The organism is Ruegeria sp. CDSC081 (genome assembly GCF_059610485.1).
Genome location: NZ_JBXWNS010000002.1, coordinates 255,158 through 268,104, shown reverse-complemented (window position 1 = coordinate 268,104; position 12,947 = coordinate 255,158). Strand labels below are relative to the sequence as shown.

Sequence of the window (12,947 nt, the reverse complement as noted above, 5' to 3'; positions counted from 1 at the left end):
CATTTATTCGTTCTGTTACCGAACTAAATATGGAGTGCGATTTGAGTCAACCCCGTTTTTCTGCCCTAAAGCATGAAATACGAAAAATGAGCCTGCTGCGTCCGGGTCGAATTTTGGCTAAAGGCCTGGAAGCCGTTCTGAAATTCGGTGCTGGGTCAGAAGGTTTGGGTAAGGGTGCCCGAACCAGAAAGAATCTGATTGCGGGCTAAGAAAACCGGCTTATCCCAAGATGGTCTCGATCTTTTCAAGGGTCGCAATATTTACAGCCACGCCTTGTGTGGCCGAGGCGACGCGTTTTGCGCGTCGGCCATCGCCAGGCAAATGTGCATCGTCTTGCGATCGAATGGCACCGACGAGTTCCTCGATGCCCTGAGCAAAGCCACCCGACGACGATGTCGCCACAGGGTCGATCGCAATGAAAAACTGTCCGGTCTTGGGCGGACCGCCAGCGGTTCCGGAAAAGGGCGAGGCGTTGATGCCCAGAGTGGCCCCTGTAAGAGCGGCCGCCATAACTTCGGTCAGAAGGGCCACACCGACGCCCTTGTACCCACCAGAAGGTGCCATGGAGCCCTTGAGGCCCACATTGGGATCAGTGGTCGGGTTGCCCTCGGCGTCCAATGCCCACCCAACGGGGATCGACTTTCCTTCTCTGGCATGTTTCATGACCTCGCTCTTGGCGATTGTGCTGGCGCTTTGATCGATCAGCAGGGCGGGTTGCCCATCTGTACCGGGTACGGCAACGGAAAAGGGGTTGGTCCCTACAACCGGCTTTGCGCCACCCGATGGCGCGATCGAGGCTGGCGCGTTGGTAAAACCAAGCCCGACCAGCCCGGCCTGTGCCAGACGATAGGTGTGATAGCCCAGCACGCCGCAGTTGTAGCTGTTGCAGATGCTCAGCACGGCAACGCCCTGTTCGCGCGCAGCGGTGATCAGCGTCTCATACCCGAGATCGATGGCTGAATGGGCAAATCCGGTTGCGGCATCTACGGTAACCACACCTGGCTTGGGCCGTGTCATGACCGGTTTGGCAAGCCCGTCGACCTTGCCACATTGGACATGCTCACAATAGATCGGGATATAGGCCAGCCCATGGCTTGCCACGCCGTCCGCCTCGGTTGCCGCGGTCGCAACCGCCAGCGGGCGGGCGTTTTCCGGTGAAGTCCCCGCAGCAACAAGCGCGCGAAACGACAGGTCTTCGATTTCGTTCAGTGTAAGGGTCCGGGTCTCGGTCAAATCAGTACCTCATCAGTCATTGTCAGAAAGCCCGGCCCCTGCACCCAGCAGGCGGGATTCCTCGGTTGCGGGAGCATAGGTGCGGTGGGCAAAGCGATTCAGCGTTGCCCAAGCCTGATCAGTTGGGGCGGCGCGGGTCTGATGTGGGCGGGGGCCTGTGCGCTGTTCCCCCAGCGAAACCACCACCCTACGCGCCTGGGCGGGTAAGGTATCTGGGGTCGACACGGAATACCCATCACATGCCGCCAGATGCCCATCACAATCAAGCACCACACAGCCCTTGAGTTCACGTGCCGCATAAGCAGCAAAGGGCAGTAACAGGGCAGGGATTGCAATGTTGGCCATCTCAACCGGTCCGGCGCGCAGCTGTTCGGCACAATCCGACAGCAAGGTGCCAGCGGCCAGAGGGCACAAAGCGCCCTTGCCCTGCCATGGGCCCTGCATCGCATCTGGTCTGTGATCTGCCGGCGCCGCAGCCAAACCCAAATCCAGCAGGTGGGCCAGCTCTGCCGTCCCGTCCAGCCCATGCCCGCACAACCAGCGTGTGGCTTTGGCGGCCTCTTCTGCCAGACCCCAGGCATACCCTGCCCCTCGGGCAGCGCGTTTAGAGGTGGCTTCGATCTCGTTCAGTGAATAGATCATTGCGGCAACTCCGGATAAACCCACAGATCGGCATTTTCCGGCGTTAGCTCATCAGGATATGGTGCGCCGGAATACATGCAGATCCGCACCCAGCGGTCCGACCGGGGGTCAAAATGCGTTGCCCCAAAAAACGACAGCTTGGCCCGCAGCATGTCGATAGGCAGGACAGTGGCGCTGATCGTATTGTCGTGGATTTCACCATAGGGGGCTACTCGGCTCATTTGAGCGCGGCGCAGGGTGTGGCGATGTTCAGGATGGCGCAGCAGAAACTCTGCAACGGAGGAGCGAGTATCCCATTCGGCAAGCGCTTTATACGCCATCGCGGCGTCACGGGCCGGGGCAAGGGGCTGTTCGTAACCGGCTATCGGTTCCTCAAAGCGCTCACCCAGTCGCGGCTCCAGCTTCTCCTCGGAGACATACCAGGCCCGCGCACAGTTTTCCGCTGCGTTCCAATCCAGATCCAAGGCCCAGCCAAAACTGTTACTGATCAGATCGCGCGCAGCGCCTACCGACATTGATCCATCAATCACATGGGCACTTGAATTGCTGTCGGCCATACAACAGCTCAGCCCATCGACCAATTCGCTATAGGGCTCAAGGATAAGCGAGGCGAGCAGTTCCTGGCCCTCCTCGCTCAGCGCGGATTGCGACCACAGGATCAACCGATCCCAGGGTTGGTTCTGCGTCAGATCATCCCTGTCCAGATACCCAGAGATTGCCTGCAGATCGTTGTTGAGCGCCGCCAGCTTATCGCGCTGGACCGGATGCTCAGACTGCCACCAGGACATTGAGAGTTTGCTACGATCATAGATGCCACGGAATTGACGGGCCTCATCTTCCGAGGCGGTCAAGAGCGACCGTACGCGGGCGATGGCTTCCTCTCGCGCCATGATCCAGTTGTTGAACAAGATCGGATGGTTGACGATGAACGGTGCCATGCCCAGACCTGTGGAATTGCCAATGCCGAGCCAACTGGCGATCTGAGGATCTAACTGCGCGGTTTGATCGCCGCCCTTCACTTGGGCCATATGCTGCACCAGATCGCGCACAAAGGTCCGGGTCAGGTAGACCGACAACATCTCGGTCTGGAACGGGCCGTTGACCTCGGGGCGACTGGCTGTTTTCTCGCGATCTGCAGCCCCAAACTTGCCGGAACCATACACGGCGGTTGTCCGCATCAGGTAGCCAACCTGATAAATCTGTTCCAGATCGGGTTGTTGACCAGCGGCCAGACGGTCGACCACATGTGCCCACAGGCGGACTGACCGGTTGGCGCGCGACAATGACAGTTCTGACTCGCTGACGCGACCGGCCTCTTGCACTGGTACGTTTTGCGACAGGCGGTGAATATCATCCGCCGTCGGAATGCCGTCAAATAGCGCGAAGGTGGCATCCCAGGCCTCGGCGATGACCCGGTCCGAGCGTTTTTCGGGCGGCAGATCATGGGCAAACGCCACAAGAGAATATGCGTGATCAGGGCCTTGCGCGGTATAGACCGCATGGCCAACGCCGTGTTCGTCAATCTCGAACGCAGGGCGGGAAAAACTCCAGTTTTCCTGCGCCATACGGCGGGTCAGTTGCCGCATGAAGCTGAGACGGCATTGATGCAGCGAGCCCAGCCGCGACAGCCGCATGACCATCGCGGGATCACGTCTGACATTTTCAGTCTGCACGCGTGTATTCATAGTGTTACCCTTGTGGGACGAAGTTCTCGGCAAAGAACTGATACCAGTTCCTGCCCATGATCCCGGCCACTTCGTCATCGTTCAGGCCGGTCGCGCGTAACCCTTGTTCGATGTTCCCAAAATCTCGGTTGTCCTGAAACCAGCCCGGCATGGGCGGAAAGCCTGGTGCCGAAGCGGATCCCTCGCCATAGTCGATTTCCTTGGTCCAGCGGCCAACCCGCATCCATTCCACAATGCTGTCGGGTTGATCCTGACACAGGTCTGTGCCGATCCCCAGATGCTGCGCGCCGTATTTGTCGGCGGCGCGTGCGATCATCTCGCAAAAACTGTCCAGCGTGCAGTCGGATTTATCTTTCAGATGGTGGGGATAAACCGAAAAGCCAAGCATCCCGCCATTTTCCGTCACTGCACGAATGACATCGTCACGCTTGTTACGCAGCGCGGGCGACCAATCATACGGGTTCGCGTGAGTGATGGCTATGGGACGCTCGGACCATTCTGCGGCCTCGATGGTGGAACGGTCCGCCGAATGGCTCATGTCCACTACAAGACCTACACGGTTCATCTCTTTGATCACCTGCTTGCCCATACGGGTGATGCCTGTGTCTTCGGCCTCATAACAGCCGGTCGCCAGCAAGGACTGGTTGTTATAGGTCAGCTGCATGAAACGGGCGCCAAGATCGTGCAGGATTTCGACTAGCCCGATATCGTCTTCGATGGGCGAGGGGTTCTGAAAGCCAAAGAACACAGCCGTCCGGCCCGTTTTACGAGCCGTATCGATATCGCTGGCCCAGCGCCCTTTCATGATCAGGTCCGGGTATTGTTCGAACCAGCGGTTCCATTTCTCGAAATTCAGAACCGTTTCGCGAAAGTTCTCGTGGTACGAGATGGTGACGTGGATCGCGTCCACGCCCCCGTCACGCAGTTGGCGGAAAATCTTTTCCGACCAGTTGGCATATTGTAGCCCGTCGATCCGCATCACACGGGGCCCGCGCTGATATAGGCGGTTTTGACCGTGGTATAGAACTCGGCCGCAGCCTTACCCTGTTCGCGCGGCCCGTAAGAGCTGTCGCCGCGGCCGCCAAAAGGCACGTGGTAGTCGGTGCCTGCAGTGGGCAGGTTCACAGTTACAACACCAGTGCGCGCATTGCGACGGAAATGCGTGGCGCGGGCCAGCGATTTGGTCACGATGCCCGAGGTCAGGCCAAAGTTGGTGTCGTTGACGACGCTCAGCGCTTCGTCATAGCTGCCAACCTTGATGACACTGGTCAGGGGTGCGAACATTTCTTCGCGGTTGATGCGCATGTCGTTGTTGGTGTTCAGAAACACGCCCGGCGACATGTAGAACCCGTCATGAGGCATCTCCAGCCGGGTTCCGCCACAGGCCAGCTCGGCCCCTTCGGATTTGCCCAGATCAACATAGGCCAGGTTTTCGCTCAGCTGCTGTTGGCTGACGACGGGACCCATCTGCACGCCTTCCTCCAGCGCGTGGCCGACCTTCATCGCTTGCGCACCGGCCACCAGCTTTTCGACAAACGCGTCATGGATACCCGCATGCACGACAAGGCGCGAAGACGCCGTGCATTTCTGTCCGGTGCCGCCAAACGCTCCTCCCAATGCCAGAGTAACGGCCAGATCCAGATCGGCATCGTCCATCACAGCCAGCGCGTTTTTTGATCCCATTTCCATCTGAACTTTGGTCAGGTTCTGGATGGCGGCTGCTGCGATACCCTTGCCGACCGGGACTGACCCGGTAAAGGAAATTGCATTGACCTTGGGGCTTTCGACCAGGCGTTGCCCGATGCTGCGCCCCGAACCCATGACCAGACTGAACAGACCTTTGGGGATGTCCTGACGTTCGATGATTTCGGTCAGTGCAACAGCGGATGCCGGGGTGATGTTGGCGGGTTTCCACACAACCGCGTTGCCATAGCACAGCGCCGGAGCAATCTTCCACGAGGCAGTCGCGGTAGGGAAGTTCCATGGGCTGATGATGGCGACAACGCCGACAGCTTCGCGGCGAACGTCTACTTCGATATCGGGGCGCACGGAATCCGCGTTCTCACCGATTTGACGCAGGCATTCAGCTGCGTAGTAGGTAAAGAACTGCCCGGCGCGGAACACTTCGCCTTTGCCTTCGGCCAGAGGCTTGCCTTCTTCGCGCGCTAAGAGCGTACCCAGTTCTTCGGCCCGGGCCATCATTTCATTGCCGATAGCGTTCAGAACAGCTTGCTTCCGTTCGATGCCATAGGCGGCCCATTCAGCCTGTGCGACACGGGCTTGATCCAGCGTCGCCTCAAGCTGGTCAGCGCTGGCCTGTGCAAACATGCCGACCAGATCGCTCAGGTCCGAAGGATTGCGGTTTTCGATTTCAGACTCACCTGCCAGCCATTCGCCAGCAATCAGATTCAGTTGTGTCACGTTACGCCCCAGTGCGATTTCATTTGACCTAGGATGGATTTTTTGGCGAACATCAGTCAAACTCAATTAAATGAAACAAATTGCAGAAAAATTGAAGTATGGCGATCAAGATTGAAACACTGCGCAGTTTTTGCACGGTTGTGCAGACTGGTAATCTGACCGAGGCCGCCGACCGTCTTGGGCGAACGCAATCGGCGGTGTCAATGACGCTGAAGCAGCTTGAGGAGCACCTGGGTAAGAAGCTGTTCGAGGGAGAGCGCAAAAATCGACTGTCAGAAGTGGGTCGGCAGGTTCATGATTTGGCTTTGAAGCAGGTCAGACAGTTCGATCAAACAGTTCAGGATATCGAGGCAATAGCCAGCGCAGAGTACGGCCTGTTGCGGATCGTGTCTGTGCCGTCGGTGGCGGCTCTTGCCTTTCCCAAGGTGCTGAGTCACATGAATAGCCATTTCCCCGATATCAGGATCGAGCTCCGCGATACCGATACACAGCAGGTACTGGACGCGGTTGTGCAAGGAAAAGCGGATATCGGTATTGCATCCGGGTATCTTGCGCTAAACGGGGTCACAGCCACGCCATTGTTCGAAGACAGGTTTGGGGTGGTTTGCACGGCTGCTCACCCGCTGGCACAGCAATCGGAGATGCCAACCATCGAACAGGTGGCTTCGGTTCCCTTCATACGCAATGCTCTGTGCGATCTGGTTCAGTCCCCGCGGTTTCACGCGGCGATTTCGAAGGCCGGTGTGACCATTCAGAACACCCATTCACTGATCGCATTGGTGCGCACCGAGGAATGGGTGACGGTTTTGCCGCAAACCGTTGCACGGTCTCTCCCTGAGGCTATCGTCTTCCGTCCTATCGCTGATCTCGAAGATCAAAGGCAGGTGTATCTTTATGTCTCGCAACGCTCGCGCTTTCAAACGCTGACGGACGCGTTTGGGGACTTCATCCTGAAGCAGGATCTTGTACTGGGATCTGAGGACTGACTGGATAAAACCTTTGCCCTCGTCTGAGATGGCGCCGCGTAGAAGATATTACTGGCAGACAAGCCCACTCAAGAATCGGCTGTACCTGTTTCAGGCGTCATATCGATCAAGATCAGAATAAACCGAAACTAACCTGCGAGAAAGCCGCATAAATCGATTTGTGGCATCTTGCTCTTGATGGGCTATATGTCGGCATGTTTGAATTTTCATGTCACACCGGCGCGCCCGGGTATTGGCTGAAAAGGGGGATGGAACCTCATCCCGATATCGTTTGACAGGCTCACCGCTGCCCCTAGGGTAAGAAGAACAGCGCCTCGAACGTCCAACACGGAGAAATAATATGAACAAACTCAATATGTTACTGGGAGGCGCGTCGATGATGGTCGCTGTGCCTGCTTTTGCTGCTGACATTGTGATCGGTGTGCCGAACTGGCCATCGGTAAATGCAACAGCGCACATTCTAAAGGTTGCGATCGAACAAAATCTGGGGCTAGAGGTCGAGCTTCAGAATGGCACCAACCCGATCGTGTTCGAGGCGATGGATTCCGGCGCCATGCACGTACACCCCGAAGTGTGGATGCCGAACCAGCAGAACCTGCATGACACCTATGTAACCGAAAAGGGTACAGTTACCTTCAATTCCAATGGCGTTGAGGCATTTCAGGGAATGTGTGTCGACAAGGCGACCGCTGATGCCAATGATATCCGGTCCATTGACGACCTGACCAATCCTGACATCGCGGCACTGTTCGACAGCAATGGCGACGGGCAGGGCGAAGTATGGATCGGTGCCCCCGGCTGGGCGTCGACCAATGTCGAGAAAATCCGGGCCAAATCATATGGCTATGACCAAGTCATGGAACTGACCGAGATAGACGAAACCGTCGCCTATGCGAACCTTGATAACGCGATCAAAGCGGGTGAGCCTTGGGTGGGTTTCTGCTATACGCCGCATTACGTGTTTGAACTGCATGATCTTCAGATCCTGGAAGAGCCAGCCTATGACGCGGCAAAATGGAATGTCCTGCAGCCCACGGATGATCCGGATTGGCTGGAGAAATCCGAAGCAGGTGTCGCCTGGGATTTGGCCTATCTGCACCTTCACTATGCCAAATCTCTTGAGGATGAGTACCCCGAGGTTGCTCGGCTGTTGTCCAACATGAAACTGGATACTGCCGCTGTCTCGGCCATGACTTATGCGCTTGTCATAGATGGCAAAGAGCCGCTCGCATATGCCGAAGAATGGGTCGGTGCGAACGAAGATGCGGTTCTGAACTGGATGTCAGAGTGATCGGTAACGCTCGGAACTGAATTACAGATAGGCCGCCGGGAATGCCTGGCGGCCTGTTTTGCATTGAAGGGGCAAGTATGACCGAAACAGTCGTTAAACTGACAGATGTCTGGAAGATTTTCGGTGCGCGGGCAGAGGAGGCCATGACCGCAGTACGGGATGAAGGGATTGGAAAGCCTGAAGTTCTTGAAAGGTATAATTGTGTTGTCGGCGTACAGGGTGCGTCTTTCGAAGTCCCGCGCGGCGAAATCTTCTGCATTATGGGTCTTTCGGGATCCGGGAAATCAACGCTGGTGCGCCACGTGAACCGCTTGATCGAGCCGACCTCAGGCAAGATCGAAATTCTGGGCCACGACGTATCCAAAATATCCGAGGCCGAACTGCGCCGTATCCGCGCGCAGCAGATCGGGATGGTTTTCCAGCATATGGCGCTGATGCCGCACCGATCTGTCAGAGACAATGTGGCCTATCCTTTGGAAATTCGAAAAGTGTCCAAATCCAAGCGCTGGGCCGTCTCGGACCATGCGCTGGGTTTGGTGGACCTGACCGGGTACGAAGATCGCCTGCCCAAAGAATTGTCGGGCGGGATGCAGCAGCGTGTTGGAATTGCCCGCGCGCTGGCCTCTGATCCGGAAATCCTGTTAATGGACGAGCCTTTTTCTGCGCTCGATCCGCTGATCAGGCTGCAGTTGCAGGACCAGTTCAAAGCGCTGGTCGCCCAGTTGCAGAAGACCACATTGTTCATTACCCATGATCTGGACGAAGCTATCCGCATAGGCCACCGGATTGCGATCATGAAAGATGGTGTCATCGTTCAGATCGGCACACCGGAAGACATCGTGATGAATCCGGCCGATGACTATGTGCGCGAGTTTGTTCAGGGCATATCCAAACTGAAACTTGTCAAGGCGCATTCAATCATGGAGCCACTGGACAGCTATTCCGGCCCGACCGACGGCGCGCCGCGCGCGGATGAGGGGGCCGATCTGGATCAGTTGATCGACCTTGCCGTCAACACGGACCTGCCGGTGATCATCACCGATGCAGGACAGGACGTGGGCGTCGTGACCAAACCGCGCCTGTTGCGCGGAATTCAGGGGGGCAAAAATGACTGATGTAACCACCGAAGTGAAAGTCACCGCCGCCTCGGATATCGAGGTCGACCATGAGGCACTGGATCGGTCCATTCACGAGTTTGCTGGTCCGAACGGGGACTATTACGTCAAGGCGTTTCACAAGATCCATGATGCAACTAGCGCGGTTCCGAATACGTTCAATCTCTGGGCCGCGGTTCTGGGGCCTTTGTGGTCAGCATCACGAGCCATCTGGGGGATGTTCTGGACCTTCCTGATCCTTGAAATCATCGCCTGGGTACAGATCGGGCGCGGTGCCTGGGGCAACCCGGGTGCTGATATGGCGGAACGTGCCGAACGTCAGCAAGCGCGCGCAGACGAGCTGTTGGCCCGGGCGGCTGACGCGACAGAAAAGGCCGATATCGACCGCTTTACCAAGCTGGCAGAGAACATCCAGAAAGCCGCCGATACCAGCTTTGGAAAAGCCGCGGCCGCGCAGTCTGAAGCGCTGAGCATCATGATCACCGGATTGCTGATGCTGCTGGTCTTCAAACTGGCACAGGGCTTCTATGCCGACCGCGTCTATGAAAAACAGTATTCAAAATGGCGGACCGATCCGGACAGTACCGAAAGTGGTCAGTCCAGGCGAAATATGGTGCTGGGGGCTGTTCTTGTTGCGGCGATTGGGCCGTTGATTGTCTACAAATTCACGGTCAATGCGTCGATGGCCATGTTGGATGCATTCCCCGAAAAAGAAGTGTCCGCACTGATATTGGGTGAGGGCGGCGGGACCCTGTTTTCAAACCTTGCAAGTTGGATGGAGGCGCAGATAGATGCGGCCGCTCTTGCTGGCGGGGACGTATTCGATGGGATCGTCGCTGGGGTTCGGTCGGTTCTGGATGCCCTGACCATTGCGCTGATCGGGTCGCCTTGGCCGGTTGTGATGTTGGTGATATGTGTGACGGCTTGGCGGGCTGCAGGCCCCCGAGTGGCGATCTTCACGGCGTCTTCATTGGCCTATATCGCCTTGCTGGGATATTGGGATGTGGCGATGGAAACCGTGGCGCTGGTCGGTGCGGCGGTGCTGTTATGCGTTGTTTTTGGCATTCCACTGGGCATTTGGTTTGGCAAGTCCAGGCGTGCCTACCGCGCGGCAGAGCCCGTGCTGGACTTGATGCAGACTTTGCCGGCCTTCGTCTATCTGATCCCGATTATCGCCTTCTTTGGCACCGGCAACCCGCCCGGCATTCTGGCCACGATCATCTTTGGCATGCCGCCGGTCATCCGACTGACCGCGCTGGGCATGCGCGGGGTGCCCGACAGTATCAAAGAGGCTGCTGTGGCCTTTGGGGCTTCGAAATGGCAGTTGCTGAAGGATGTCGAGATACCTCTGGCCTTGCCGTCGATCATGACCGGGGTGAACCAGACCATCCTGATGTGCCTATCGATGGTGGTGATCATTTCGCTGATCGGTGGCGGAGGGCTGGGCAAGGAAATCCTTGAGGCGTTGCAATACGCAGCCAAGGGGCCCGGCCTGTTGGGCGGCTTTGCCATTTTGTTCCTTGCTATGGTCATGGACCGTATTGTTCAGGGTGCATTCCGGCGAGAAGACGAAAGAATCTGAACTTCTGTGCCCTCGGCCCAGGCCGGGGGCATTTTTTTACCGGAGGATGAAATGGTCGACCGCTATGAGCAGTCCATGATGGACAATTTGTACTGGTGGGGCATACCGACGATGTTTCGCTGTCCCAATATCGGACCCGAGGGGCAGGATATTGCACTTGTCGGTGTGCCGCATTCGACCGGAAACGGGACAACCGAAAGGGATCAGCATCTGGGCCCGCGCGCCTTGCGGAATGTCTCGGCGGTACAGCGCAGGGTCCATTCGGTTTTTGAGATCGACCCCTGGAGCCGCGCCAAGATTGCCGATGTCGGCGATGTACCCTTTCCGCGCGCCAACGACAACGAAGACTGCATCGAACGCATTACCGCCTTTTACAAGGACATAGATGCGGCAGGTGCGCGCCCGGTATCCGTTGGCGGTGACCATTCCATTACCGGCGGGATCGTACAGGCGCTGGGATGTGGGAAGCTGGCCGGAGGAGAGCCGATCAGTTTTCTGCATCTGGATGCCCATACGGATGTGTTTACAAAGGTCGATCACTTTTTGGGGGCAAAGAAGTCGGCAGCCCATTGGGGGGCTTATCTGGCCGATCAGGGGCAGGTTGATCCTACCCGTTCGATGCAGATCGGCCTGCGAGGCCATCCGCGCAGCCTGGACTGGTTGCAGCCTTCTTACGACTATGGGTACAACATCGTCACCATGCGCGAATTTCGTCAGCGCGGGCTTGCAGATGTAGTGGCGCAGACCAAAGAGGTTCTAGGTGACCGCCCGGTCTATATCACCTTCGATCTGGATTGCCTTGACCCGACAATCGCTCCGGCGGTGTCCAATCTGGAGCCGGGCGAAAAGGGGTTCGACATTGACGAAGCCGTTGGTATCCTGCGTGCCGCGCGCGGCTTGAACATTGTCGGCGGTGACGTTGTTTGCATGATGCCCACTAAGGACAGCCCCAACAATATCACCGCCCTGACCGCGGCGGCGGTGATGTTCGAGATGATCTCGATGATTGCCGAAAACACCGGTTAGCGGCGGGCGTCTACGGCCTGTGCCAGAACACACAGTAGCTCGAACATCAGTGAGATGCCCAGCCAGGCCGTGCCCCCAGCGGCATCGAAGGGGGGCGCGACCTCAACCAGATCAGCACCAACCAAATTGACACCGCTTAACTGGCGGATCACCTGCTGCGCCTGAAAGCTGTTTGGCCCGCCAATTTCCGGCGTGCCAGTGCCGGGGGCATAGGTGGGGTCCACAAAGTCGATGTCATAGGTGCAATAGGTCTGACCTGTTCCGACGATCTCCCGCACCTCGGCCATGACATCGTCAATGCCGCGGTCGAACAGTTCTTCGATGCGGATGATGCGGATGCCCTGTGCCTCGGCCCAATCGATATCGTCTGTGTTATAGGCCGTCCCGCGTATGCCGACTTGGACAAAGCGCTTGGGGTCCACAAGGCCCTCTTCAACGGCACGACGAAACGGTGTGCCATGGGTGTATTTGTAGCCACCGAAATAGCTGTCGAACAGGTCGGTGTGGCTGTCGAATTGAATAAGGCCTAACGGCTCCGACTTGGCCAGAGCACGCAAGACGGGCAGGGTGGTCAGGTGGTCGCCGCCCGCGGTTAGCGGCGTTATGCCCCGTTCGGTCAGATCGTCATAGAAAGACGTGACTCGGTTCATGGTGTCTTCGATGTCCACCGGGTTCGGCGCGACATCACCCAGATCGGCGCAATTCACCATAGTAAAAGGGGCTACACCGGTGACCGGGTTCATTGCGCGGATCATGGTCGAATAGTCGCGCAACTGCCGAGGCCCATGCCGCGCGCCTGGGCGGTTTGTGGTGCCGCCATCCCACGGGATCCCGATGATCCCAATATCAACTTCGTTGATCCGGTCGTCCTTGGGGGTCAGTTCGGGAAGGCGCATGAACGTGGGGACACCAGCGAAACGCGCAAGCTCCATTGCCGAGACCGGCTGAAAGAAGGGATTTGTCATG

Annotated in this window: 11 protein-coding genes; 5 read left to right on the top strand and 6 right to left on the bottom strand. The window is 57.4% G+C overall.

Translation table 11 applies throughout. The annotated features are described in order from the left end of the window. Positions 1-219 precede the first annotated feature (219 nt). From AC2FH9_RS04270 to AC2FH9_RS04250, 5 genes are read right to left on the bottom strand one after another with little or no spacing between them, the layout of a single operon-like run. Positions 220-1,233, bottom strand: a complete 1,014-nt coding sequence (locus AC2FH9_RS04270; protein WP_496870918.1) for an Ldh family oxidoreductase — start codon at positions 1,231-1,233, stop codon at positions 220-222. A 12-nt stretch (positions 1,234-1,245) separates the two neighbouring features. After that, complete coding sequence (locus AC2FH9_RS04265) at positions 1,246-1,875, bottom strand: DUF3726 domain-containing protein (RefSeq protein WP_496870917.1); 630 nt, start codon at positions 1,873-1,875, stop codon at positions 1,246-1,248. Next, positions 1,872-3,560, bottom strand: coding sequence for a hypothetical protein (locus AC2FH9_RS04260; RefSeq protein WP_496749293.1), 1,689 nt, complete (start codon positions 3,558-3,560; stop codon positions 1,872-1,874). The genes AC2FH9_RS04265 and AC2FH9_RS04260 overlap by 4 nt, the downstream gene beginning before the upstream one ends. Before the next feature lie 4 nt (positions 3,561-3,564). Continuing rightward, positions 3,565-4,539 (bottom strand): membrane dipeptidase, encoded by a 975-nt coding sequence (locus AC2FH9_RS04255; protein ID WP_496749292.1) that lies wholly within the window; start codon positions 4,537-4,539, stop codon positions 3,565-3,567. Then, positions 4,539-5,981 (bottom strand): aldehyde dehydrogenase family protein, encoded by a 1,443-nt coding sequence (locus AC2FH9_RS04250; protein ID WP_496692979.1) that lies wholly within the window; start codon positions 5,979-5,981, stop codon positions 4,539-4,541. Before AC2FH9_RS04250 ends, AC2FH9_RS04255 begins: the two co-directional genes overlap by 1 nt. 98 nt (positions 5,982-6,079) lie before the next feature. On the opposite strand from AC2FH9_RS04250, the gene AC2FH9_RS04245 reads away from it, so the two are divergent. The 5 genes from AC2FH9_RS04245 (at position 6,080) to AC2FH9_RS04225 (ending at position 11,981) form a co-directional block, all read left to right on the top strand. Further along, a complete protein-coding gene (locus AC2FH9_RS04245; protein WP_142637763.1) occupies positions 6,080-6,967 on the top strand; it encodes a LysR family transcriptional regulator in 888 nt (295 codons plus the stop codon). Between the two features lie 340 nt (positions 6,968-7,307). Beyond that, positions 7,308-8,258 carry an ABC transporter substrate-binding protein gene (locus AC2FH9_RS04240; protein WP_496705558.1) on the top strand — a complete coding sequence of 317 codons (951 nt, stop codon included), beginning with the start codon at positions 7,308-7,310 and terminating at the stop codon, positions 8,256-8,258. Between the two features lie 77 nt (positions 8,259-8,335). Then, complete coding sequence (locus AC2FH9_RS04235; RefSeq protein WP_496870914.1) at positions 8,336-9,373, top strand: quaternary amine ABC transporter ATP-binding protein; 1,038 nt, start codon at positions 8,336-8,338, stop codon at positions 9,371-9,373. Next, positions 9,366-10,955, top strand: a complete 1,590-nt coding sequence (locus AC2FH9_RS04230; protein WP_496870912.1) for an ABC transporter permease — start codon at positions 9,366-9,368, stop codon at positions 10,953-10,955. Before AC2FH9_RS04235 ends, AC2FH9_RS04230 begins: the two co-directional genes overlap by 8 nt. A gap of 51 nt (positions 10,956-11,006) precedes the next feature. Beyond that, positions 11,007-11,981: an arginase family protein gene (locus tag AC2FH9_RS04225; RefSeq protein ID WP_496870910.1), complete on the top strand. Its 975-nt coding sequence runs from the start codon at positions 11,007-11,009 to the stop codon at positions 11,979-11,981. Here the strand turns inward: AC2FH9_RS04225 and AC2FH9_RS04220 are convergent. Further along, the gene (locus tag AC2FH9_RS04220) at positions 11,978-12,946 is read right to left on the bottom strand and encodes an agmatinase (protein WP_496702310.1); all 969 of its coding nucleotides are present in this window, start codon (positions 12,944-12,946) and stop codon (positions 11,978-11,980) included. The genes AC2FH9_RS04225 and AC2FH9_RS04220 overlap by 4 nt on opposite strands. Position 12,947 lies beyond the last annotated feature (1 nt).

Excerpts from the sequence above, each read along its gene's own strand:
- AC2FH9_RS04255 (WP_496749292.1), bottom strand. The coding sequence starts at position 4,539 with ATGCGGATCGACGGGCTACAATATGCCAACTGGTCGGAAAAGATTTTC.
- AC2FH9_RS04260 (WP_496749293.1), bottom strand. The coding sequence starts at position 3,560 with ATGAATACACGCGTGCAGACTGAAAATGTCAGACGTGATCCCGCGATG.
- AC2FH9_RS04235 (WP_496870914.1), top strand. The coding sequence starts at position 8,336 with ATGACCGAAACAGTCGTTAAACTGACAGATGTCTGGAAGATTTTCGGT.
- AC2FH9_RS04225 (WP_496870910.1), top strand. The coding sequence starts at position 11,007 with ATGGTCGACCGCTATGAGCAGTCCATGATGGACAATTTGTACTGGTGG.
- AC2FH9_RS04240 (WP_496705558.1), top strand. The coding sequence starts at position 7,308 with ATGAACAAACTCAATATGTTACTGGGAGGCGCGTCGATGATGGTCGCT.
- AC2FH9_RS04220 (WP_496702310.1), bottom strand. The coding sequence starts at position 12,946 with ATGACAAATCCCTTCTTTCAGCCGGTCTCGGCAATGGAGCTTGCGCGT.
- AC2FH9_RS04245 (WP_142637763.1), top strand. The coding sequence starts at position 6,080 with ATGGCGATCAAGATTGAAACACTGCGCAGTTTTTGCACGGTTGTGCAG.
- AC2FH9_RS04265 (WP_496870917.1), bottom strand. The coding sequence starts at position 1,875 with ATGATCTATTCACTGAACGAGATCGAAGCCACCTCTAAACGCGCTGCC.
- AC2FH9_RS04230 (WP_496870912.1), top strand. The coding sequence starts at position 9,366 with ATGACTGATGTAACCACCGAAGTGAAAGTCACCGCCGCCTCGGATATC.